Origin of the sequence: Pseudogemmatithrix spongiicola, assembly GCF_030623445.1 — a bacterium.
GTDB lineage: Bacteria > Gemmatimonadota > Gemmatimonadetes > Gemmatimonadales > Gemmatimonadaceae > Pseudogemmatithrix > Pseudogemmatithrix spongiicola.
The window spans coordinates 712,583-734,109 of sequence record NZ_CP130613.1 but is presented as its reverse complement, the minus strand read 5'-3'; the positions used below and the strand labels follow the sequence as shown (position 1 = coordinate 734,109).

Below are 21,527 nucleotides of genomic sequence, written 5' to 3'. Positions count from 1 at the left end.
GATCCCGGCTGAGTTGGCGGATACGGGCTGTGGCCGCGTGCGCCAAATGCTATATCTCTCCGCGATGATGCACCAGCCACGCCGCTTGATCGTCGCGCTGCTCGCCGCGCTCGCCCTGTTCGGCGCGCCGCGACCACTCGACTCGCACGAGATTCCCGAGCGCGTCGCCCTGCGCGCCTGGGCGCTGCCGCGCGGCGATTCGCTCGTGCTGCTGCTCCGCGCGCCGCTGGAGTCCATGCGCGACCTCGACTTCCCCGAGCGCGCGGACGGCGCGCTCGACCTCGGGCGCGTGCGCCCACTGCTCGACGACGCGGCCCGCACCTGGCTCGCCCCGTTCGTCGTGCTCCGCGCGGATGGCACGGCGCTCGACGCGCCGCGCGTGGCGGCGGCGCGCATCGCGCTGCCGGACGACCGGAGCTTCGATGATGCGGCGAGCGCGGAGCGCGGATTCGGCGCGGCGCCCCTCGCCGATACCATCGCGATTCCCTGGCGACAGGCGCAGTTCGACGTCGCACTGGTCTTCGCGGTGCCGGACGCAGGCGCCGCGCTTGCGCTCGACCTGCGCCTCGCGCGGCTTGGGGTGCGCACCTACAGCGTGCTGCATCTCGTCGGCGCCGACGGCGGCGTGCGCACCCTCTCGTACGTCGGTGACCCCGGCAGCATCCCGCTCGAGCCGCGCTGGTGGGAGAACCTCTGGCGGTTCCTGTCGGAGGGATTCCGCCACATCCTCGGCGGCATCGATCACCTGCTCTTCGTATTCTGCCTCGTGCTGCCCCTGCGGCGCTGGCGGCCGTTGGTCGCGATCGTGACGGCGTTCACCGTGGCGCACTCGATCACGCTCGGCGCGGCGGCGCTCGGCGTCGTGCCGACCGCGCTGTGGTTCCCGCCGCTCATCGAGGCGGCGATCGCGCTGTCCATCCTCTGGCTGACGGTGGAGAACGTGCTGCTGCCCACGGCGCGGCTCGAAGGGCGCTGGCGCACCGCCTTCGCCTTCGGGTTGATCCATGGCTTCGGGTTCTCGTTCGCGCTGCGCGAGCAACTGCAGTTCGCCGGCGGCGATCTCGTCGTGGCATTGGCGGCCTTCAACCTCGGCGTCGAGGCCGGACAGCTCGCGGTCGTCGGCGTGGCATTGCTCGCGCTCGCCGCGCTGCGGCGGCAGATACCCGAGGAGCGGCAGCACCTGATCACCTGGGTCGGCAGTGCCTTCGTCGCCCACACGGCGTATCACTGGGCGGCTGCGCGCGTGGCGGACTTCTCGGCGCACGACGTGGCGCTGGCGTGGCCGAGCGTGGATGGGCCGTTCGTGCTCGCGTTGGTGCGGGCGGCGCTCGTGGCCTGCATCGCGCTAGCGGCCGCGCTGGGCCTGCGCCAGCTCTATGACCGCTTGCTGCGTAATTAGGCGATGCGAGTTCTCCTCATCTTGGCGACCGCGGGGCTCCTCGGTGCCGCCGCGACCCTCGACGATCCGACCACCGCCAACGGCGTGTACACGCGGCGCCAAGCGGATGAAGGCCGCGACCTCTTCGCGCTGGCCTGCCAGAACTGCCACGCGCCCACGCAACATGCGGGCAACGACTTTCGCAGCAAGTGGTTCGGCCGCTCGCTCGGCGAGTTGTTCGGCTACCTGCGCCGGGAGATGCCGAAGACCGATCCCGGCACGATGAGCGACGAGGAGTACGCGGCGCTCGTGGCGTACCTGATGCGCATCAACCGCATGCCGGCGGGCCAGAACCCCCTCGCGGCGGACTCCGCCGTGCTGCATCGTATCCGCATCGATTCGATTCCGTCGGCGCCGGTGCCGCACCCGGACACCCGCTGACGTCGCACCCGCCCCCACCCGGGAGTCGTCCGTGAAGCCTGTCGTCCTGCACCACGTCATCCGCGCCGCGTTGGTCGGCGCGCTCGCGCTCCGCGCCGTGGACGCACAGCATGTGCGGCCCAGCACCGCGCCAGGCGGCGTCGGACGCGTGGCACTGCCAGATGCCCGCGGCAACGTCGCCGGCGAGTGGCGCGTGTGGGGCGCCGACGCGTGGAGCTCGCGCTATTCGCCGCTCGACCAGATCAACGCGCAGAACTTCAATCGCCTCGAGCAGGCGTGGGAGTGGAGCGCCGCGCCCTTCGGCGCGGATGAGTACTACCGCACCACGCCGCTCTATGCGAACGGCCGGCTGTTCACCGTCGCGACCACGCGGCGCATTGCGGCGGCCATCGATCCCGAGACGGGCGAGACGCTGTGGTCGTACCGGCTGGAGGAAGGCATCCGCTGGCAGAAGGCGCCGCGGCAGTTCGCCGGCCGCGGGCTCACGTATTGGACCGACGGCACGATCGAGCGCATCATCCTCGTGACGCCGGGCTACCACATGGTGTCGCTCGATGCACGGACCGGCATTCCCGACCCGAACTTCGGCGTGAACGGCGTGGTCGACCTGCAGGCCGGCCTCGGCTTCCCGCTCGTGCCGCTTGCAGTGGATGACACCGGCTCGCTCGTGATTTCCGATGCGGCACCGCTGCGCCGCGCGCGGCCCGGCGAAGGGTGGGATCCCGTGAAGCGCATTGGCGCCGACGGCAGCGTCGGCATCGATCCCGTGCACGGCCAGATCGCCAACAGCTCGCCGGCCATCATGGTCAACGACGTCATCGTCGTCGGGAACTCGAGCATCCACGGCTACTACCCGATCCGCGTGCGCAACCTGCCGGGCTTCATCCGCGGCTATGACGTGCGCACCGGCCGTCAGCTGTGGAAGTTCAACCTCGTGCCGCAGCCGGGCGAGTTCGGCGCCGAGACCTGGGAGCGCGGCTCCAAGATCGGCGACGAAGGCGTCGGCAAGAACGACGCGTGGGCCACGTACTCGGCCGATCCGGCGCTGAATCTCGTGTACATCCCCGTCGGCATGCCGCTGATGGACGAATACGGCGGCCATCGCCCGGGCGACAATCTCTACGGCAACTCGCTGGTCGCGATCGATGCGAAGACCGGCCAGCGGAAGTGGCACTTCCAGATGGTGCACCACGACATCTGGGACTACGACAACCCGGTCGCGCCGAACCTCTTCGACGCGACGGTGAACGGTCGGCGTCGGCAGATGATCTCGCAGCCGACCAAGCAGGGCTGGCTGTATGTGTTCGACCGCGCTACCGGCGAGCCCATCTGGCCGATCGTCGAGCGTCCGGTGCCGCAGAGCAACGTGCCTGGCGAGAAGAGCTCGCCCACGCAGCCGATTCCGACGCGCCCCGCGCCGTACGCGCAGCAGGGTCTCGAAGAAGAGGATCTCATCGACTACACGCCGGCCATCCGCGACTCGGCGCTGGCCATGGCCCGGAAGTGCCGCATGGGTCCGTACTACATCCCAGCGGTGCTGAGCGATGGCACGAGCGATGGCGGCCTGCGCTGCGCGTGGTACGCCCCGGGCGCCTCGGGCGGCGTGAACATCGACGGCGGCGCCGCCGTGGACCTCGAGACGGGCATGATGTACGTGGCCGCGCTGAGCGGGCTCTCGACGATGTCGCTGCAGAAGGATCCCTGCTCGGAGTTCCGCTACAGCTCGCCGCGCGACAACTGCGGGCTGATCGGCGCGCTGCCGCCGCCGCCCGGGTACGTGGCGCCGGAATCCCGCGGCGGTGGGTTCGCCGGCCGCGCCAATGCCTCGATGCTGCACGGCGTGTCGATCCTGAAGCCGAAGGAACTCGGCGGCATCACCGCCTACGACATGAACACGGGCGACAAGCGCTGGTGGATTCCCAACGGCGGCATGGTGCCGGTCACCAGCAACGATCCGCTCTTCCGCGGGGTAAACCTGCCGCCGCGACCGGCGGGCGGGCAGGCGCAAGTGATCGTGACGAAGTCGCTGGTCATCTACGGCACGGGTCGCTCCGGCGGCGTTCCGAATACGCCGCCGCGGCTCTTCGCGGTCGACAAGGCCACGGGCCGCGAGGTCGGCGCCGTCGAGATTCCCTCGCGCACCACCGCGGTGCCGATGACGTTCATGCACCGCGGCAAGCAGTACATCGTGTTCGCCACGGGGGCGGGTCGCAGCACGTCGCTCGTGGCGCTGCGACTGCCGGACTAGCGCCGCACGTAGCGCTTGAGGGCGCGTGGACCGACCTCGGCACCGTAGATGACGCCGTTGCGGTCCACCGCCACGCCCTCGGCGGCGCTGGTGTTCCGCGTCGTTTCCACGGGGTCGGGAATGAATGCCGTCACCTCTCCGGTGCGTGCATTCCCGATGCGGATGCCGCGCTTCCACTCTGGACGCTCGGGCGCAATCGAGCCCGATTCGGAGTCCGCCACGTAGATCACGTCGTTGGCGTCGATGAAGATCCCGCTCGCCCGCGAGAACTGGTACCAGGTGTCGAGCGTGCGCCCCTGCTGGTCCATCACGAGGATGCGGTTGTTCGTGCGATCGCCCACGAAGAGCCGGCCCTGCGAGTCCATGGCGAGCGCGTGCGGCTGATCGAAGCGGTCCGGGCCGTTGCCGACCGTGGAGCCCAGCGTGAGGAGCAGGCGGCCGCTGCGATCGAACTTGAACAGCCGTGCGTTCGAGCCCGGGCGCGACGAGTGGCCCTCGGCCACCCAGATGTCGCCGTTGGGCGCGACGAGCACCGCGTTCGGCTGGTAGAAGTAGCCCGGCTCGCGACCACCGCCGCGTGAGCCAAGGGTCATCAACAGGACGCCGTCCGGCGAGAACTTGAAGATCTGATGGCCGTAGAGCCGCGTCGAGTCGATGCGACCGCCTTCACCGGCCGCCGTGCGCAGCGCCGCCAGGTTGTCGCGCGCGTCGGTGACCCAGACGTTGCCTTCGTGGTCCACCGTCATGCCGTGCGGCCAGGCGATGAGTCCCTTGCCGAACGACTTCACGAGATTGCCGTTCGCATCGAACTTGAGGATCGGGTCGAGGTCCGACGTCGAGCAATCGTTGGCACCGCAGCGCTCACCGACCCACACGCTCACGCCGTCGCGATCGATGGCCACGGCGCTGGTTGCACCCCACGTGCGGCCAGCGGGCATCTTGGCCCACCCTTCCTGCGTCACATACGGGTTCGGGCGATCGTTCACCGGCGCCATCGTCGCCTGCGCCGCAACGGCACTCGCGCCCACGGAGAGTCCAAGCAGCGCGCATAGGAATCGGCTCATTCGTCGTCATCTCCGCGGCCGGTGCCGCCAAAGTCCTGCGTGGGGAATGCGAAGGCTTCGTTGAGCGTCGCGTCCGTCGATTCACCGAGCACGCGCTTGGCCCCGAACTCACCCAGCAGCGGCGCGAACTTGAAGCCCTCGGCCTGCCCCGCGCCCGTGACCCACGCGTTGTCGGCGCCCGGGAGGCGATCGACGATGAAGTTGCGATTCGAACTGCTCTCGTAGTGACAACTGCGCGTCTCGAGCAGCGGCATGTCGGCCAGCGCGGGAAAGACCTGCTGCAGCACACGACGCGAGCCCTCGATGCGATCCTCGTTCGACCACCGCGGACTCAGGTCCGGATCCTGCAGCCGCGGATCCGGCGCAGCAGGCGGTGGCGGCGGCGCGGCGTCAGCACCCGACGCAGGCTGCGGCCGCGGCGCGGCGAAGGCCCCGCGCACGCGGAATCCGCGCGCATCCACGGGTAGCGCGCCCCAGCCCGTCACGCCGGGCACGTTCCAGCTCGGGATGTTCGGCGCGAAGTACCGCGTATCGCCGATCGGCGTGCCGAAGTAGCACACGTGACCCAGCGGCAGGCGCATGCGGTTCTCGAGCAGTTCGGAAAACACCTTGCGCAGCCACGGACCGCAGGCGAAGACGAAAGCATCGGCGCCAAGGGTGCTGCCGTCGTCGAGACGCAGGTCCTGCATCTTGCCGCCGACGATCGCGCCCGGCGTCGCGCGCGAGAGCCGGAAGTCGACGCCGGCATCGCGGGCCAGCGCGACGAGTGCATGCACCGACGCGCGCGCCCGCGCGACGCCCGCATCGGGCTCGTAGAGAATCTCGGAGTAACGATCGGCGGCGAACATGGGCCAGCGGCGGCGCACGTCGTCCGGCGTGAGGCGATCGAACTTTACGCCGAGTTGCGTCCAGAGCTCGGCCGTGCGCGTGGTAAACGGCTCGGCGCGCTCGCGCAGGATGATGTCGCCGGTTTCGTAGAAGAAACGCGTGCCGAAGCGTGGCCCATGCTCGGCGTCGAAGGCCTTCCAGCGCGTGATGGCCTCACGGGCCCAGCGCGTCCAGAGTTCGCCCGTGGCGCCGGCGCGGTCGCCATAGGACGAGCGGATCCCGCGCGTTTCGTCGCCGCTGGTGGAGCGTGAGTTGCCGGGGCCGTATTGGTCGACGAGCGTGACCGACGCGCCGCGGCGTGCGAGCTCGAGAGCGGTGCTCGTGCCCCACACGCCCGCACCTATGACAACGACGCGCGTGCTGCGGCGGATCGCGCCGCCACTTGAGGGCGTGGCGGGCCGTTGCGCGCCGAGCTCCGACACACCGACGCCCGAGATGAGCGCGCCCGCGCCGAGCCCGGCGAGGCGGAGAAAATCCCGCCGCTGCAGCTCGGCGGGGGAGAGCGTCGAGGAGTCGTTCTGATCCGACATGCGGTCGTGGGCTTGGGACCGGGCGAAGATGCCCGCGCGAGCGGCGATGCGCAATCGTGCGCGGCCTGCGGAGCCCATCACGCCGTCACCGGAGGCTTGCCGCTCACGGCGTCCTGCGTCAGCTTCCCGCGATGCGTCGATTGAATCCCCTCGCCGTGGTAGCCGCGATCTGCGCCGTTGCGGGCGTGACCGCCGTCGGGACCGCTGCGCCGACGTCGTATTCCGGCGTGCGCCGGCTCGAGACTCCCATGCCGTCCGCACACTCCGACTCGCAGGCCGAGGTTGGCCGTCGCTGGTTCGCCGCCAGCTGCGAGGAATGCCACGCCGTGGACGAGATCGCGTCCGCGGACTTCAAGGCCAAGTGGGGCGGCCGCACGGCGTTCGACCTGTTCGAGCAGATTGCGCGCACGATGCCCGAGGCGGAGCCCGGCTCGCTGCCGCGCCGCGCGTACGTGGACATCGTCGCGTACCTCATGAAGCAGAACGGCGTGGTCGCCGTCGCGCCGCTGGCCGACGACGATGCCGCACTCGCCGCCACCATCCTGCAGTTCGCCCCGCCCCCAGTCGCCCGGAGATGACATGATCCGCTCGCTCGCCGCTGCACTGCTCGTCGCGGCCATTGCGTTGCCGCTCGGCGCGCAATCCGCCCCCGCCCGCGAACCCATCGGCACGCCGTCGCGCACCCTGACGCCGGCCATTCGCATCGGCCACATGGTCTATGCCTCGGGCCAACTCGGCATGCGCCGCAACGAGGCGGACAACTCGATCGGCGCGCAGACGCGTGCGGCGCTCGAGAACACCAAGCGCGTGCTCGAGCAGGCCGGTACGACGATGGAGAACGCCGTGCGCTGCACCGTGTTCCTCGTCGAAGCGGCGGACTTCCAGGCGATGAACGCCGCCTACAGCGAGTTCTGGCCCAGCAATCCGCCGGCCCGCAGCACCGTGGTGGTGAAGGCGCTGGTCGTGCCCGGTGCACTCGTCGAGATCGAGTGCATGGCGGTGATGCCGGGCGCCTAAGGCGCCCGCGGCCGCTAAGCGCGCTTGATCTGCGTCAGCCGTTCCTTCGCAAGTCGACGGCCGGTGGGTGTGGCGGCAAGCCCACCACCGGCCGTTTCCCTGTAGCGCACGTCCATCTCGCGGCCGATCTCGCCCATCGTGTCGATGACTTCGTCGGCGGGAATCGCGAACTCGATGCCGGCAAGCGCCATCTCGATCGCGGCCATCGCGATCGCCGCGCCTGTGGCGTTGCGGAACACGCAAGGGAGTTCGACCAGTCCGCCGAGCGGATCGCAGACGAGTCCGAGCGTCCCTTGCTGCGCGAGCGCGACGGCGAAGCCGACCTGCTTCGGTGAGCCGCCAAGCATCTGCGTCGCGGCGCCGGCGGCCATGCCGGCGGCAGCCCCGGTTTCCGCTTGGCAGCCTCCTTCCGCGCCGCTCAGCGACGCACGATGTGCGACGACCGCGCCGATGAGGCCGGCGGTGGCCAATGCATCAACAAGTTGATCGTCGGTGAGCCGGTGCTTGGTCGCGAGGCCGAGGAGCACGCCAGGCAAGACGCCCGCGCCACCAGCGGTCGGCGCCGCGACGATCACGCCCATCGCCGCATTGACTTCCTGGACCGCCAGCGCACGCATGAGCACTTCCCGGAACACCGTGCCCGCGAGCGGGCCTGCGGCACCGTGCCTGAGCTTGGCGGCGTCTCCGCCGACGAGTCCGCTCGTCGCGCGGAGGTCGCCCGTGAGGCCCTGCTCGATCGCGTGGCGCATGACCTCGAGCGCGCGATGCAAGGCGGCGCGGATGTCCTCGACACTGCGTCCCTGATCGCGCGACTCGATCTCCAGCGCGACCTGCGCGAGCGACTTCCGCTGCGCCTCGGCGTCGGCGATGGCTTCTGCGAGCGACGTGTACATCAGCCGCCCACCTTGTCGATGCGGTGCGTCCACTTCACCCACGGCAACGCCTTGAGCGCCGCACCAACGGCGTCATCGGGGCGCTCGTCCACCTCAATCACCATGAACGCGTCGCCGCCGCGGTGCTTCCGCGTGAGCCGCAGCGTGGCGATGTTCACGTCGTTGTCGCTGAGGATGCCCGAGATGCGCGCGATGCTGCCCTTGATGTCCTCGGCGACCATCACGATGGTGTGGTGCGAGCCGTCGACCTCGACCGGATAGCCGTCGATCTGCGACACCTTGATGCGGCCGGCGCCGAGCGACGCTCCGACCATCACGTGATGGCGATGCTCGCGCGTGACCGTGATGCGCACCGTGTTCGGATGCACCTCGGGCTCGTCGCCCAGCGTGGTCTTCTCGAAGCGCCAGTCGAGGCCTTCCTTCTCCATGATGCCCAGCGCGTCGCGCAGCCGTTCGTCGTCGGGGCGGAAGCCGAGCAAGCCGCCGACGATGGCCTTGTCGGTGCCGTGGCCTTCGCCGGTGCGGGCGAAGGAGCCGTGGAGCTCGATGAGGGCCTTCGTGGGCGTGCCGGCGACGAGATCCCGGGCCACGAGGCCGAGGCGGCAGGCGCCGGCGGTGTGGCTGGAGGACGGGCCGACCATCACGGGGCCGATGATGTCGAGGATGGAGACCATACCTTTAAGCTAATGTCACGGGCATTCGTCAACGACGATCACGAACCACCCCGCAAGACGGGGCGCTACGAGCGGCCGCCTGATGACGCGCCCGACTTCGCCGTGCGCGCGGCGCGGCTGCTGCTCGAGGCCGCGCGGGTCTCCGAGATCGCCGATTGTGAGGCCGCAACCGGCCTGCGGTGGGCGGACCCGCAGTTCGCGGCCGCGGTGGAGGCGATCCGCGCCGAGGCGGAGTTGTCGGGCGACGACCGCCTGGAGACGGTCGCGACCCGATACCTGCGCGGCGTCGGCTGACCGCCGCTGGCTACGGCACCACCCGCGGCGGCACCGCCCGAATCCCATCCCCGAACGTCGTCGCCAGCAGCAGCGTGAGCTTGGTGCCCTCCAGCGCGCTCGGCCAATGCGCCCACTCCGTCAGCGTGTGGTTCTCGCCCCCGTACGAGCGCCCTATCGAGATGCTCGGAATGCCCATCACCACGCCGACGTTCGCATCCGTGCTGCCAGTCGCGAGCGCCTCCGACGCGCCGGGCATGCCGACGCGCACGCCCAAGTGGCGCTGGATGTCGATGGCCGTCTGCACTAACGGATGGCGGCGCGCACCCGCAAGCATCGCCTCGGTGCCACCCGCGCCGTTCTTCTGCTCGACCTCCACCACCAGCTCGACGCGCTCCCGCGCCGCCGACTCCTGCGCGATGCGCGTGATCTGGCGGTCGAGCGAATCGAGCAGCGCCGGATCGCTCGAGCGCAGATCGACGGTGAAGAACAGATCCTGCGGGATGCCGTTGAAGATCTCGCCGCCGTGCACCTGGCCGACGTTGATCACCGCGCCGTTCGGCAGCGGCGGTGGCTGCAGCGCATAAATGCGCTGGATGGCGTCCGCCAAGGCGCGCACGGGCGTCGGCTCGCCGCGCGAGCGTAATGTGTGCGCCCCCGCGGCCTTGTAGCGATAGCGCGTCCAATAGATGCCGAGCGCGCCATAGCTGATGGGCCCGAGCCCGCCGTCCATCGCGATGAGCAGGTCAGGGCGCGGGTTGTTGGCGAGCCAATGGGCCATCCCGCGCAGCCCGACTTCCTCCTGCACGGTGCCGACGAACACGAGGTCACCCTTGGTGCGGATGCGCGCGGCGTTCAGCGCGCGGATCGTCGCCAGCATGTTCGCGACGGACGCGCTGTTGTCGAACACGCCGGGCGCGCGCAGCGTGTCGCCGTCGCGGCGCACGCGCGTGTCGGTCTCCTTGGGGAACACGATGTCCATGTGCGCGGCGAAGACGATCGTCGGGCCGCCGCCCGTGCCGGCGCGCACACCGGTGACGTTGCCCATCGAGTCCACGCTGACGCGCAGGCCGGCCTTCTCCATCTCGGCCTTCACGTACGCGCCGCGCTCTTGTTCGAAGCCCGGCTGGCCGGGCATCTGCGCGATGTGGATCCACTCCTCGACCTGCTTCGGCATGCCCTGCTCGAGGTGCGCGAGCGCCGCGCGGATGTCCGGGCGATTCAGCAGCGCGGGGTCCCAGGCGGTGGGATAGCTCTGCTGGGCGTCGAGACCGATCGCCGCTGACAAGAGCAGCGTGAGTCCCGCGACGAAGTGGCGCGCGTCCGCGCGCGGCATGAACCAAGGCATCATGAGCCGGCAATCTCCCGCATCCACGCGCCGATGGCGCGCTCGAAATAGCGTGGGTTGAAGAGCGTCCAGTCGGACATCGCCGCAGGCATGCGGAACGCGGCGCCTGCCGCCTCTGCACTGATCCCACGCGCCTGCGCATCGCGCGCGGCGCGCTCGACGAGGGTGAGCAGTTCAATGTATGCGTCCATCCCCGCCGCATCGGTGGTCCCGCCATGTCCAGACACGTAGACGCGCGCATCCAGCCCGCGGAGACGGCGCACCGCCGCCGTCAGCCGCGACGGCCGCGCGTCCACGAAGTTCGGGAACATGCCATACCACACGAGATCACCGCCGAACACGACGCCGTCGTCCTCGACGACGACCGCCACGTCCGACGCGGTGTGGCCGCCCAGTGAGAGCAGGCGCACGCGGCGCCCGCCGAGGTCCAGCACCTGCTCGCCCTCCGCGGGGATGACCAGCGCATCGCCGAGGAGATGCACGGGGGCGTTCTGGTTACGCTCGAGGACGTCGTCGCGTGTCTGCGCCGTGCAGTGCAGATCAGCCCCAGCCTCGCGGGCACCGGTGAGCCCGCCCGTGTGGTCCGCGTGGTAGTGGGTGAGCACCACCTGCGTGGGTTCGCGACGGGTCAGCGCCCGGGCGCGTTCGCGCATCCAGCGCGCGCCGGCGTCACCCCCGAAGGCCTCCACCATCAGCACGCCATCACGCCCGGCGATCAGGCCGCCGTTGCAGAGCGTCGTGCGGTCCGCGAGCGGCGTCGAGAGCATGGCCCACACGTCCCGGCCAACCGGGGTCAGGGTTCCCCATGGCTCCACGGCGGCCGGCGCGGACATCGGTGACATCCCATGCGCGGCGGCCCAGCCCGCGGGCGGACGCAGCGATCCCAGCAGGGCGCCCGCACCCGCGGACGCCGTCCAACGAAGAAAGTCCCGACGGGTACTCGCGGAGTCGCTCGGCATGGGCGTATATGATAGGGGCGCGCCTCGGGCTTCAACACCCATGCGCCCCTCGCGCGTAGTCTGGAGGTACGCTCGCCCACTGCGACCGGTGGACGGGACTCGGCGTTTGCGATGTGGTCGGACCTGTTCCCTTTCCCTGACCGTTCCGCCGCGGCGGCGGTCATCACCGGAGTTCGATGTGAAAGTGATTCGCTCCCTCCTGGGCCTCAGCCTGCTGGCGGCTACGGCACTCCAGGCCCAGCAGACCTCCCGCACGGAACCCATCACCGCGCTGCGCGACAACGGGTCCGGCTTCCACGCCTTGGTCGGCGCCCGCGTCGTCACCGCGCCGGGTCAGGTCGTGCAGAACGCGACCATCGTCATCCGCAACGGGCTCATCGTCTCGGTGGCGGCCAACCAGGCGGCGCCGGCCGGCGCCCGCGTGTGGGATCTCAAGGGTCAGACGGTCTACCCCGGATTCATCGACGCCCACGCCGATCTCGGTGTCGGCGAAGTGCCGGAGGGCGGCGACATCGGCCCCACGCACTGGAATCCGCAGGTGCGCGCCTGGTACAGCACCGCCTCGACCTTCCGCGACGACAGCACGCGCCGTCGCAGCCTCCGTTCGCTGGGCTTCGGCACGGCGCTCGCGGTGCCCAAGCAGGGCATCTTCCGCGGCAAGGCCTCGGTGGTGAACCTCGGCGAGGTCGGAAGCCGCGAACGCCTGCTGCGCGGCGACCTCGTGCAGACGCTCGGATTCAACCGCTCCTTCCAGCTCGGCGGCGGCTATCCGAACTCGGCGATGGGCGTGTCGGCCCTCATGAAGCAGACGTTCATGGATGCCGAGTGGTACATCCGCGCGTGGGCCGCGTATGAGCGCAGCGGCCGCGCGATCCTCCCGCCCGAGACCAGCGAAGCGCTGAACTCGCTGAAGGACGCCGTGCAGGGACGCCAGCCGGTGCTCTTCCAGACCGCCAGCGAGGAGGAGTACCTCCGCGCCGCGGCCATCGCGGCGGAGTTCAAGCTGACGCCGTGGTACCGCGGCAGCGGCGACGAGTATCGCATCGTCGACGTGCTCCGCGGCCGCACGAATCCGCTGATCATCCCGCTCAACTTCCCGGACGCGCCGGAACTCGGCAGCCCCGAGGCCGCGCTCAATGTGTCGCTCGGTCAGCTCCGGCACTGGTACCTCGCGCCGACCAATGCGGCGCAGCTCGCCAGCGCCAACGTGCCGTTCGCCATCACCACCGACGGTCTCTCGTCGCTGAATCAGTTCCTGCCGAACCTGCGCGTCGCCGTCGCGCGCGGTCTCGCGCCCGATAAGGCGCTGGCCGCCCTCACGACGACGCCGGCCGGCTGGCTGGGCATCGAGCGCACGCACGGCACCATCGCCGCGGGCAAGGTCGCGAACCTCGTGATCGCCGACGGCGACCTGTTCACCGAAGAGTCGAGCATCGTGGACGTGTGGGTGCAGGGCACGCGCTACGGCGTGACGCGCCCGCCGCAGATCGATCCGCGCGGTACCTGGAGCATCACCACCGAAGACGCCGCGGGCTTCGCGGCCACGCTGCGCATCGAGGGGCCGCTGAACCGCGTGCGCGGCACCATCGAAGTCGGCAACCGCCGCCCCATCAACCTCGCGACCGCGCGCATCATCACGGAGACGGGCCGTCTCGAGGCGACGTTCAACGGCGAGGCGCTCGGCTACCAGGGCACCATCCTGCTCACCGGCTCCGTGCGCGGTGAGGAGTTCTTCGGCTGGATGTCGCTGCCGAACGGCGCCGACCCCGCCTACCGCGGCACGCGCACCGAGACCTTTGAAGGTCCGGCCCGCGGCGCCGTGGCGTCGCGCGTGCCGGCAATCGACTTACCGTGGGTGCGCCCGTCGATGGAGTTCGGCCGCGCTGCGCCGCCGGAGCAGCCGGCTGCCGTGCTCGTGCGCAACGCGACGGTGTGGACCTCCGGCCCGCAGGGTCGCCTCGAGAACGCGGATCTCCTCGTGCGCGCCGGCAAGGTCGTGCAGGTGGGGCAGCGCCTGGCCGCGCCGGCTGGCGCCGTCGTCATCGACGGCACGGGCAAGCACGTCACGCCGGGCCTCATCGACCCGCACACGCACACCGGCGTCAGCGCCGTGAACGAGAGCGGCTTCGCCATCGTGCCGGAAGTGCAGATGGGCGACGTGCTCACGATCAACAACATCTGGATGTACCGACAGCTGGCCGGCGGCCTGACGATGCAGATGGTCAAGCACGGTTCGGCCAACCCGATCGGTGGCGAGAACGTGTTCGTGAAGAACCGCTGGGGTTCCCTGCCCGACCAGCTGCGTCTCGAGAACGCGCCGCGCACGGTGAAGTTCGCGCTCGGCGAGAATCCGAAGCGTAATCCGAATCGCTATCCGAACACGCGCATGGGCGTGCAGGAGATCATCCGCGACCACTTCCTCGCCGCGCGCGACTACAAGGCCGAGTGGGACCGCTGGAACGCCGATCGTACGAAGGCCGGCATTCCGCCGCGCCGCGACCTCCGCATGGAGGCGCTGGTGGACATCCTCGAGCAGCGTCTGTTGGTCTCGTCGCACGGCTACCGCGCGGACGAGTTCCTGGCGCTGGTGCGCCTCGCTGAGGAGTTCGGCTTCAAGGTCCAGACGCTGCAGCACGGCGTCGAAGCGTACAAGATCGCCACGGAGCTCAAGAACTCCGGCGTCGCCGCCGTGGTGTGGAGCGACTGGGGCGCGTTCAAGCTCGAGTCGTACGACGCCACCAACTACAACGCGCGCCTGCTGCTCGAGGCGGGCGTGGTGACCTCGCTGCACTCGGATGACGCCGAGATCTCCACGCGCATGAACTGGGAGGCCGGCAAGCTCCTGCGGTCGGGCGTGGAGGAGGTGCAGGCCTTGCAGACCGTGACGATCAACGCGGCGCGCGCCGTGGCGATCGACAAGCGCGTCGGCTCGCTCGAGCCGGGCAAGGATGCCGACTTCGTGATCTGGAACGGCAACCCGCTCTCGCAGTTCACGCGCGCCGAGCAGACCTGGGTGGACGGCCGCCGCTACTTCTCGTTGGAAGAAGACGCGCGGCTGCGCGCCGAGGTCGATCGCCAGCGCAACCAGCTGATCCAAGCCGTGCTCGCCGCCGGCGGGAACGATCCCAACGTCAACAACCGTCCGGCCCAGCGCGGCGGCGGACAGGAGCGCCACTAACATGAAGAGCATGCAACGCATCCTCGGAGGCGCCGCCGCGGCGCTCGCCTTGAGCGCGACGGTCGCCGCGGCGCAGGTGCGCATGACGGTCCCGCCGCAGTCGCAGCCGGTCGTGCTGCGCGGTGCCACCATCCACACCGTGACGAACGGCACCATCACCAACGGCAGCATCGTGCTCGACGGCGGCAAGATCATCGCCATCGGCCAGAACGTCGAGGTGCCGCGCGGTGCGCGCATCGTCGATGTCTCGGGCAAGCACATCTACCCGGGCCTCATCGACGCCTACAGCGCGGTCGGCATCACGGAGATCGGCGCGGTCGACGTCTCGAATGACATCAACGAGATCGGCGACTTCAACCCGAACGTGCGCGCCGAAGTCGCCGTGAACGCCGAGAGCCGGCACATCGGCACGACGCGCTCGGCGGGCGTGCTCGTGGCCATGACCACGCCGGGCGGTGGTGTGATCTCGGGGCTGACCTCGGCGATGTCGCTCGAGGGCTGGACCTGGGAGGAGATGTCGATGAAGGGCGCCGCGGCACTCAACGTGAATTGGCCCGACCCCAACGCGCGTCCGCGTCGCTTCGGCGGCGGTGGCCCGCCGGGTGGCTTCCCGGGCGCGGGTCCGCGTCCGGCGCCGAAGACCTACGCCGAGCAGGTGCAGGAGCTGCGCGACTTCTTCGCCGAGGCGCGGGCGTACCGCGATGCCAGGGCGGCGAACCAGCAGATGCGCACGGACACGCGCTATGCGGCGATGATTCCCGTGCTCAACCGTGAGATTCCCGTCGTCGTCGCGGCCGAGGGCGTGGCGCAGATCAACGACGCCATCACCTGGGCCAAGGAAGAGAACGTCCGGCTCATCATCCGCGGCGGGCGCGATGCAATCCACGTCGCGGACCGCCTCAAGGCAGAGAACGTGCCGGTGATCCTCACGGCGACGATGGCCGCGCCGAACCGCGACTACGAAGGCTACGACGGCGCGTACAGCACGCCGGCGCAGCTCTTCCGCGCGGGCGTGAAGTTCGCCATCGCCGGCGAGTCGGGCGGCCTCTATAGCAACCGCCTACCCTGGGACGCCGGCGTGGCCGTCGCCTTTGGCCTGCCGGAAGAGGAGGCGCTCAAGGCGGTGACGATCAACGCCGCCGAGATGCTCGGCGTGTCGGACAAGGTCGGCTCGCTGGAGGTCGGCAAGCAGGCGACGCTGCTCATCACCACGGGCACGCCGCTGGACATGACGACGAACATCGAGCAGGCCTATATCCAGGGCCGCGAGATCGACATGAACGACATCCAGAAGCACTTCTTCCGGAAGTACATGGAGAAGATCAAGCAGCAGCAGGGGAATATCGCGATGTAGGGGCGCAGGCGGCACCATGTATCGCTCCGCGCAAGGGAGAGGCCCGGACACCGATTGGTGCCCGGGCCTCTCGCTCTTCGCGACAGCCTGCGGTCAGTTCTCGATCGCCTTGAGGAACGTCTCGCGTCGTTCACGTAGCCGAAGCATTTCGGCTTGAAACGCCGGCGCCTCACGCTGTGGATTCCACACCGCGCTGAGTTCGGCGGTGTACCGCCAACTGACGAGCCCCACGTCGATGGCGTGGCGCAGCATATCCAGTGCCGCATCCTGCTCACCGGCGATCGCGAGGATTTCGGCCAAGAACAGCGTCCACTGCGAATCCTCGCTCACGGTCGGGTTGTCCCGCCAACTCCCGACCATCGCGAGCGCGCGTCGGCCGTCGCCTCGCACGGCATCGCGCGCCGCACGCAGCAGTTGCCAGCCCAGATCCTCGGAGGTCGAGTCGCCGAGGCTGTCCCAGATGCGGATCGCGGCCTCGCGATTGTCCATCCACGCGTAGGTGAGCCCCGCGACCACGGAGGCCATCGGCGTCGGGGCAATCTTGACGAGTCGCTCGCAGTGGGAGGCCGACGCACGGAGGTCGCCTGCGGCGAACGTCTCGAGGGCGCGGCCGTACGCACCCCACATGTCCCACGGATCGATCGCCTCCAAGCGGTCGAGCGCGTCGCGTGCCTCGTCGAGCAGCTCAAACCACGCACACAAGAAGCCGAACAGAGAGAGCGAAAAGGCGTGATTCGGCTCCGCCGCGAGCGCGCGACGTGCGAGCCGCACGGCACCCGCGGAATCGGCATCGCTCGCCGAGATCCATGCGAGCGTCGCGAGCGCATCCGCATTCTCGGGATCTATCTCCAGCGCCCTCGTGAGGAGCCGCGACGCCTCCGCCCGATGCGCGCGGCAGCGCGCCGGGTCGGGTTCGAATCCGCCATTCACAATCTGGAATTCGGCGTTGGCCATCGCGACCAAGAGGGGGACCTGTTCCCCCAGCAGCGCGATTCCGGATTGTAGTAGCGCCTGCGCCCGCTGCAGGCCCTCGAACGAGAACTGCATGATGTCGAGATTGGCTCGCCGAGCGATGTCCAGCACGCGTGGATCGCGGATTGGACGCGCTGCCAGCTTGGCGTCCTCGCGCGGCGACAACGCCACGTGCAGGGCCTCGACGATGCCGCGAGCGACTTGCTCCTGCAAATCGAACGGATCGTCCAGCGCGCCGTCGAACCGCTCGCTCCACACGGCGACGTCCAGCAGGGCATCGACGATATCGGTCGTGACGCGCACGCGTTGGCCCGAGCGGCGCACGCTGCCGGACACGATGTAGCGGACGCCGTACTCGCGGCCAATCTCGGCCGTCGTCTGCGCGCTGCCACGCAGGCGCGCAGAGACCGAGCGCGACATCACGCGCAACCCCGAAAGCTTCGACAGCGTGCCGATCACTTCCTCGCCGAGCCCATCGGCGAACTCCGTCGTCTCGGCGGCATCGCCCACCGCGCTGAACGGCCGCACCACGAGCGAAAGGAGCGTCGGCACAGCGACCCTCGCGCCACTGAGGGCATCGAGCATCGCGGCGCTGAACGCCGCGGCAGAGCTGTGCCGATCGCGAGGGTCCAGCGCCAAGGCGCGACCAACCGCGTGGTCGAGCGACTCCGGGATATCGCTGCGGATTGCGCACAGACTCGGTACGGTGCCCGTGAGGCGGCGCGCAAGCGTGGCCTGCGCGGTTGCGGCACGGAACGGCGGAGTCCCAGTGAGCATCTCGAACAGCATGCAGCCGAGGGCGTACACGTCGGCCGCGGGGCCGACGTCGCTGCCATCCGTCAGCTGCTCCGGGCTGATGTAGTCCGGCGTGCCCACGAAGAGACCGGTGCCCGTCAGCCCCTGCGCCGCGCCATCGGATGGCAATGCGATGCCGAAGTCGGCCACAAGCGAGTGACCGTGGGAGAGCAGCACATTCTCCGGCTTGATGTCCCGATGGACGATGCCCCGGCCGTGGGCATACTCGAGCGCGTCAGCGACCTCGCGGGCAATCTGCACAGCCGTGCTCACCTCGAGGCGCGTCTCGCGTTGGAGTCGCGCCCGCAGGGTCTCTCCCTCGATCAGCGGCATCACGAAGTGCAGGCGGCCCGCCGCGATCCCAGAGTCGAACACGGGCACGATATGCGGGTGGCTGAGGCTCGCCGACAGCCGAATCTCGCGCGAGAAGCGTTCTCCCTCGCGCAGCTCTGACTCTTGGGTCGTCAGCACTTTGATGGCCACGCGCCGCCCGTGCCGCGTGTCGTCGGCCGCATAAACCGCGGCCATTCCCCCGCGTCCGATCTCTTCGCGGAGGTCGTAGCGGCCTCGGAGCGCATCCCGCAAGGCAGCGGCCGGATCAGACATGTAGGAACATGAGAGAACCGGAACCTAGCCCTGTCGCCTCTGGGTACGCCACAGCGGCGTTCAGATCGCTCACGGTCCCTACCGGCTGCCGCGCAGGTGCTCGGCGACGAGCACGGCCGCGCGACTCTGCTCGATGGCGGGCGTCAACTCCGTGGCGGTTTGGGCGGGACCAACTCATGACGAGAAGCTCGCCGTCGCGGGGCAATGGCGGAAGGGCCGCAGGCTCGCGGAGTGCCGCGCACGCCCGTAGGTTCTCCGGATGTCGCTCTCGACGGAACGCCTCTCCGCCGCCCTCGACGGTCGCTACCGCATCGAGCGCGAACTCGGCGCCGGCGGAATGGCAACCGTGTATCTCGCGCACGACCTGAAGCACGATCGCAAGGTAGCGGTGAAGGTCCTCAAGCCGGAACTCGCCGCCGTGCTCGGCGCCGAGCGTTTCGTGGTCGAGATCAAGACCACGGCCGCGCTGCAGCATCCGCACATCCTGCCGCTCTTCGACAGCGGCGAGGCGGGCGGCTTCCTCTACTACGTGATGCCCTTCATCGAGGGCGAGACGCTGCGCGACCGCCTGAACCGCGAGTCGCAGCTCGGTGTGGATGAAGCCGTACGCATGGCCTGCGACATCGCCGATGCGCTGCACTACGCGCATGAGCACGGCGTCATCCACCGCGACATCAAGCCGGAGAACATCCTGCTGCAGAACGGCCGCCCGATGGTGGCCGACTTCGGCATCGCGTTGGCGGTGAGTGCGGCGGCGGGCGGGCGGATGACGGAGACCGGCTTGAGCCTCGGGACGCAGCACTACATGAGCCCCGAACAGGCGACCGCCGAGAAGGAGATCACGTCGCGTAGCGATGTGTATTCGCTGGCGAGCGTGCTGTACGAGATGCTGACCGGCAACCCGCCGCACACCGGCGCGACGGCGCAGCAGATCATCATGAAGATCATCACCGAGCAGGCACAGGACGTGACGGCGCTGCGCAAGTCGGTGCCGGCGCACGTGGCGGATGCGGTGGCGCAGGCGTTGGAGAAGCTGCCGGCGGATCGATTCAGTTCGGCGTCCGCCTTCGCGGCGGCCTTGCAGGGTGGCAGCGCCCCGGGCACGCGGGTCCGGGCGCACGGGGGAAGCCGCGTGACCGCAGGCGGGACGGCCGCAGTCACCGGCGGCCCTTGGCGCAGCGTGGCGCTCGTTGCCGCAGCGCTGGCGATTGCTGCATCGCTGACCGCGTTCTGGGCGCTCGGCCGCGCGCGCCCCGCCGAGCGCGTCAAGTTCACGTATCGGCCCATCCTGCCCGGCAATGACCGCCAGTGGGTGGACATCTCCAGCGACGGCCGCAGCATCCTGCAGGTCGTGCGCGACTCGAACGGTACGGATCTCGTGGCCATCCGCGACCTCGCGTCGGCGACGATGCGCCTCGTCGCGGGCACCGAGGGCGCGCGTGATCCGACGTTCACGCCCGACGGCGCATCGATCGTCTTCCAGACCCAAGGCACCATCCGCCGCGTGCCCGTCGGTGGCGGTCCGTCCTCCGTGTTGGTGGACTCCGGCTACACCTCCGGCCTCGGGATCCATCCCGATGGCAGCCTGCTGCTCTCGGCGCTCGGCCGCGGATTGATCCGGGTACGGCCGGGCCAACGCACGCAGGAGACGATCACGGTCCTCGACAGCTCGCGACGCGAGTTCGCGCATTGGTACCCGGAGGCCCTGCCGGGCGGTCGCGTCGTGATCTACACCTCGTACAGCAGCCCGGCGAATCAGTCGCGCATCGAGGCGGTGGATCTGGAGTCCGGCGAGCAGACGGTGCTCGTCCGCGACGCCGTCTTCGGACGCTACGTACACACGGGCCATCTCCTGTTCGCCCGCGCCGGTGCGGTCTTCGCCGTCCGCTTCGACCCCAAGACCTTGCAGACCGTCGGCGAGGCGGAACCGGTCATCGAGGATGTGTACTGGAGCCTGACCAACGGCCTCGCCGGGTTCGGCGTCGCGGACAACGGCACGCTCGTGTACATCCGCGCCTCGGAGGCCGTCGTCACCAAACAGGTGGTGTGGGCCGACCGCAGCGGCCGCGTCACCCCCGTGCTGCAGGAGCCGGGCAGCTGGTCCGAGCCGCGGCTCTCGCCGGATGGGCGCTGGATTGCCCTCACCCGCACCTCGCCGGACCAGCAGATCTGGCTGTTCGACAACACGCGGCGCGTGCTCTCGCAGTTCAGCCGATTCTCCGACGGCATCGCGTTCGGGCCGGTGTGGACGCCGGACTCGCGCGCCCTCGTGTTCGCCCGCGAAGTGCCGCAGTACAACATCCATCGCCAGCGCCTCGACTCACAGGCCGACGAGGCGCTGATCGACACGCGGCATGACAAGGTGCCGTCGAGCGTGTCGGCTGACGGCCATCGAGTCGTGTACTACGAGGTCGTCAGCGAGACGCGTTTGACCGTGACGGACCTTCGCACGGGAGCCTCGCGGCAGATCGGCGACAGCAACCTCGACGGGTACACCGCCGATTTCTCCCCGGACGGCCGCTGGATTGCCTATGACGAGTTTGACGCGGCTGGGACGGTGAACACCTATGTGCGTCTGGCGGACGGAACCGGCGGACGTCGCCAGGTTTCTGCTGACGGTGGCGACCAGCCGATCTTCGCGCGCAACGGCCGCGAGATCACGTATCGCAAGGGCGATGCGGTGTACGCGGTGTCCTTCGAGTCCACGTCGGGGGAGATCGGCACACCGACCCTGCTCTTCCGACTACCAGATGGCGGGCGGCTGAACGGCGGACGGACACGAGGCTACGACGTGACGCCGGACGGCCAGCGCTTCCTGTTGATCCGCCCCATCGACCGGCCTGGGGCGGCGCCGAACGTCGTGATCACCAACTGGACGGACGAGCTGCGGAAGAAGTTGCCGCGCTAGA

The 21,527-nt window shown here is 69.6% G+C and carries 16 protein-coding genes; 9 read left to right on the top strand and 7 right to left on the bottom strand.

Annotation, left to right across the window (positions count from 1 at the left end; translation table 11 throughout):
• Positions 1 to 64 precede the first annotated feature (64 nt).
• The 3 genes from Strain318_RS03270 to Strain318_RS03260 are packed head-to-tail and all read left to right on the top strand — an operon-like array spanning position 65 to position 4,067.
• The gene (locus Strain318_RS03270; protein ID WP_367887103.1) at positions 65 to 1,399 is read left to right on the top strand and encodes a HupE/UreJ family protein; all 1,335 of its coding nucleotides are present in this window, start codon (positions 65 to 67) and stop codon (positions 1,397 to 1,399) included.
• A 3-nt stretch (positions 1,400 to 1,402) separates the two neighbouring features.
• Positions 1,403 to 1,819, top strand: coding sequence for a c-type cytochrome (locus tag Strain318_RS03265; RefSeq protein ID WP_367887102.1), 417 nt, complete (start codon positions 1,403 to 1,405; stop codon positions 1,817 to 1,819).
• Between the two features lie 31 nt (positions 1,820 to 1,850).
• Positions 1,851 to 4,067, top strand: coding sequence for an outer membrane protein assembly factor BamB family protein (locus Strain318_RS03260; RefSeq protein WP_367887101.1), 2,217 nt, complete (start codon positions 1,851 to 1,853; stop codon positions 4,065 to 4,067).
• Here Strain318_RS03260 and Strain318_RS03255 read toward each other — a convergent pair.
• Entirely contained in the window at positions 4,064 to 5,131 is a 1,068-nt protein-coding gene (locus tag Strain318_RS03255; protein ID WP_367887100.1) for an NHL repeat-containing protein, read from the bottom strand. The two genes, Strain318_RS03260 and Strain318_RS03255, sit on opposite strands and share 4 nt — an antisense overlap.
• Positions 5,128 to 6,627 (bottom strand): FAD-dependent oxidoreductase, encoded by a 1,500-nt coding sequence (locus Strain318_RS03250; protein ID WP_367887874.1) that lies wholly within the window; start codon positions 6,625 to 6,627, stop codon positions 5,128 to 5,130. The genes Strain318_RS03255 and Strain318_RS03250 overlap by 4 nt, the downstream gene beginning before the upstream one ends.
• Positions 6,628 to 6,680: 53 nt before the next feature.
• Between Strain318_RS03250 and Strain318_RS03245 the strand changes: the two genes are divergently transcribed.
• Both Strain318_RS03245 and Strain318_RS03240 read left to right on the top strand, forming a co-directional pair.
• Positions 6,681 to 7,127, top strand: coding sequence for a c-type cytochrome (locus Strain318_RS03245; RefSeq protein WP_367887099.1), 447 nt, complete (start codon positions 6,681 to 6,683; stop codon positions 7,125 to 7,127).
• Position 7,128: 1 nt separating this feature from the next.
• Positions 7,129 to 7,566, top strand: coding sequence for a RidA family protein (locus Strain318_RS03240; RefSeq protein WP_367887098.1), 438 nt, complete (start codon positions 7,129 to 7,131; stop codon positions 7,564 to 7,566).
• Positions 7,567 to 7,580: 14 nt separating this feature from the next.
• On the opposite strand, the gene sdaAA is transcribed toward Strain318_RS03240, so the two are convergent.
• A complete protein-coding gene (sdaAA, locus tag Strain318_RS03235; RefSeq protein WP_367887974.1) occupies positions 7,581 to 8,459 on the bottom strand; it encodes an L-serine ammonia-lyase, iron-sulfur-dependent, subunit alpha in 879 nt (292 codons plus the stop codon).
• Entirely contained in the window at positions 8,459 to 9,133 is a 675-nt protein-coding gene (gene sdaAB / locus Strain318_RS03230; protein WP_367887096.1) for an L-serine ammonia-lyase, iron-sulfur-dependent subunit beta, read from the bottom strand. Before sdaAB ends, sdaAA begins: the two co-directional genes overlap by 1 nt.
• 12 nt (positions 9,134 to 9,145) lie before the next feature.
• On the opposite strand from sdaAB, the gene Strain318_RS03225 reads away from it, so the two are divergent.
• Positions 9,146 to 9,427 (top strand): hypothetical protein, encoded by a 282-nt coding sequence (locus tag Strain318_RS03225; protein WP_367887095.1) that lies wholly within the window; start codon positions 9,146 to 9,148, stop codon positions 9,425 to 9,427.
• A 10-nt stretch (positions 9,428 to 9,437) separates the two neighbouring features.
• Here Strain318_RS03225 and Strain318_RS03220 read toward each other — a convergent pair whose 3' ends face one another.
• Positions 9,438 to 10,757 carry a M20/M25/M40 family metallo-hydrolase gene (locus Strain318_RS03220; RefSeq protein WP_367887094.1) on the bottom strand — a complete coding sequence of 440 codons (1,320 nt, stop codon included), beginning with the start codon at positions 10,755 to 10,757 and terminating at the stop codon, positions 9,438 to 9,440.
• Complete coding sequence (locus Strain318_RS03215; RefSeq protein WP_367887093.1) at positions 10,754 to 11,587, bottom strand: MBL fold metallo-hydrolase; 834 nt, start codon at positions 11,585 to 11,587, stop codon at positions 10,754 to 10,756. Before Strain318_RS03215 ends, Strain318_RS03220 begins: the two co-directional genes overlap by 4 nt.
• A gap of 310 nt (positions 11,588 to 11,897) precedes the next feature.
• Between Strain318_RS03215 and Strain318_RS03210 the strand changes: the two genes are divergently transcribed.
• Together Strain318_RS03210 and Strain318_RS03205 are read left to right on the top strand one after the other, a co-directional pair.
• Positions 11,898 to 14,891 carry an amidohydrolase family protein gene (locus tag Strain318_RS03210; RefSeq protein WP_367887092.1) on the top strand — a complete coding sequence of 998 codons (2,994 nt, stop codon included), beginning with the start codon at positions 11,898 to 11,900 and terminating at the stop codon, positions 14,889 to 14,891.
• 1 nt (position 14,892) lies between these two features.
• Positions 14,893 to 16,245, top strand: coding sequence for an amidohydrolase family protein (locus Strain318_RS03205; protein WP_367887091.1), 1,353 nt, complete (start codon positions 14,893 to 14,895; stop codon positions 16,243 to 16,245).
• Between the two features lie 93 nt (positions 16,246 to 16,338).
• Here Strain318_RS03205 and Strain318_RS03200 read toward each other — a convergent pair whose 3' ends face one another.
• On the bottom strand, positions 16,339 to 18,618 hold the full coding sequence (locus Strain318_RS03200; RefSeq protein ID WP_367887090.1) for a protein kinase domain-containing protein: 2,280 nt from the start codon (positions 18,616 to 18,618) through the stop codon (positions 16,339 to 16,341).
• Between the two features lie 259 nt (positions 18,619 to 18,877).
• Between Strain318_RS03200 and Strain318_RS03195 the strand changes: the two genes are divergently transcribed.
• Complete coding sequence (locus Strain318_RS03195) at positions 18,878 to 21,526, top strand: protein kinase domain-containing protein (RefSeq protein WP_367887089.1); 2,649 nt, start codon at positions 18,878 to 18,880, stop codon at positions 21,524 to 21,526.
• Position 21,527 lies beyond the last annotated feature (1 nt).

Coding starts and splice junctions, on each gene's coding strand:
- Strain318_RS03270 (WP_367887103.1), top strand. CDS start 65: ATGATGCACCAGCCACGCCGCTTGATCGTCGCGCTGCTCGCCGCGCTC.
- Strain318_RS03265 (WP_367887102.1), top strand. CDS start 1,403: ATGCGAGTTCTCCTCATCTTGGCGACCGCGGGGCTCCTCGGTGCCGCC.
- Strain318_RS03255 (WP_367887100.1), bottom strand. CDS start 5,131: ATGAGCCGATTCCTATGCGCGCTGCTTGGACTCTCCGTGGGCGCGAGT.
- Strain318_RS03250 (WP_367887874.1), bottom strand. CDS start 6,627: ATGGGCTCCGCAGGCCGCGCACGATTGCGCATCGCCGCTCGCGCGGGC.
- Strain318_RS03245 (WP_367887099.1), top strand. CDS start 6,681: ATGCGTCGATTGAATCCCCTCGCCGTGGTAGCCGCGATCTGCGCCGTT.
- Strain318_RS03240 (WP_367887098.1), top strand. CDS start 7,129: ATGATCCGCTCGCTCGCCGCTGCACTGCTCGTCGCGGCCATTGCGTTG.
- sdaAA (WP_367887974.1), bottom strand. CDS start 8,459: ATGTACACGTCGCTCGCAGAAGCCATCGCCGACGCCGAGGCGCAGCGG.
- sdaAB (WP_367887096.1), bottom strand. CDS start 9,133: ATGGTCTCCATCCTCGACATCATCGGCCCCGTGATGGTCGGCCCGTCC.
- Strain318_RS03225 (WP_367887095.1), top strand. CDS start 9,146: ATGTCACGGGCATTCGTCAACGACGATCACGAACCACCCCGCAAGACG.
- Strain318_RS03220 (WP_367887094.1), bottom strand. CDS start 10,757: ATGATGCCTTGGTTCATGCCGCGCGCGGACGCGCGCCACTTCGTCGCG.
- Strain318_RS03215 (WP_367887093.1), bottom strand. CDS start 11,587: ATGTCCGCGCCGGCCGCCGTGGAGCCATGGGGAACCCTGACCCCGGTT.
- Strain318_RS03205 (WP_367887091.1), top strand. CDS start 14,893: ATGAAGAGCATGCAACGCATCCTCGGAGGCGCCGCCGCGGCGCTCGCC.
- Strain318_RS03200 (WP_367887090.1), bottom strand. CDS start 18,618: ATGTCTGATCCGGCCGCTGCCTTGCGGGATGCGCTCCGAGGCCGCTAC.
- Strain318_RS03195 (WP_367887089.1), top strand. CDS start 18,878: ATGTCGCTCTCGACGGAACGCCTCTCCGCCGCCCTCGACGGTCGCTAC.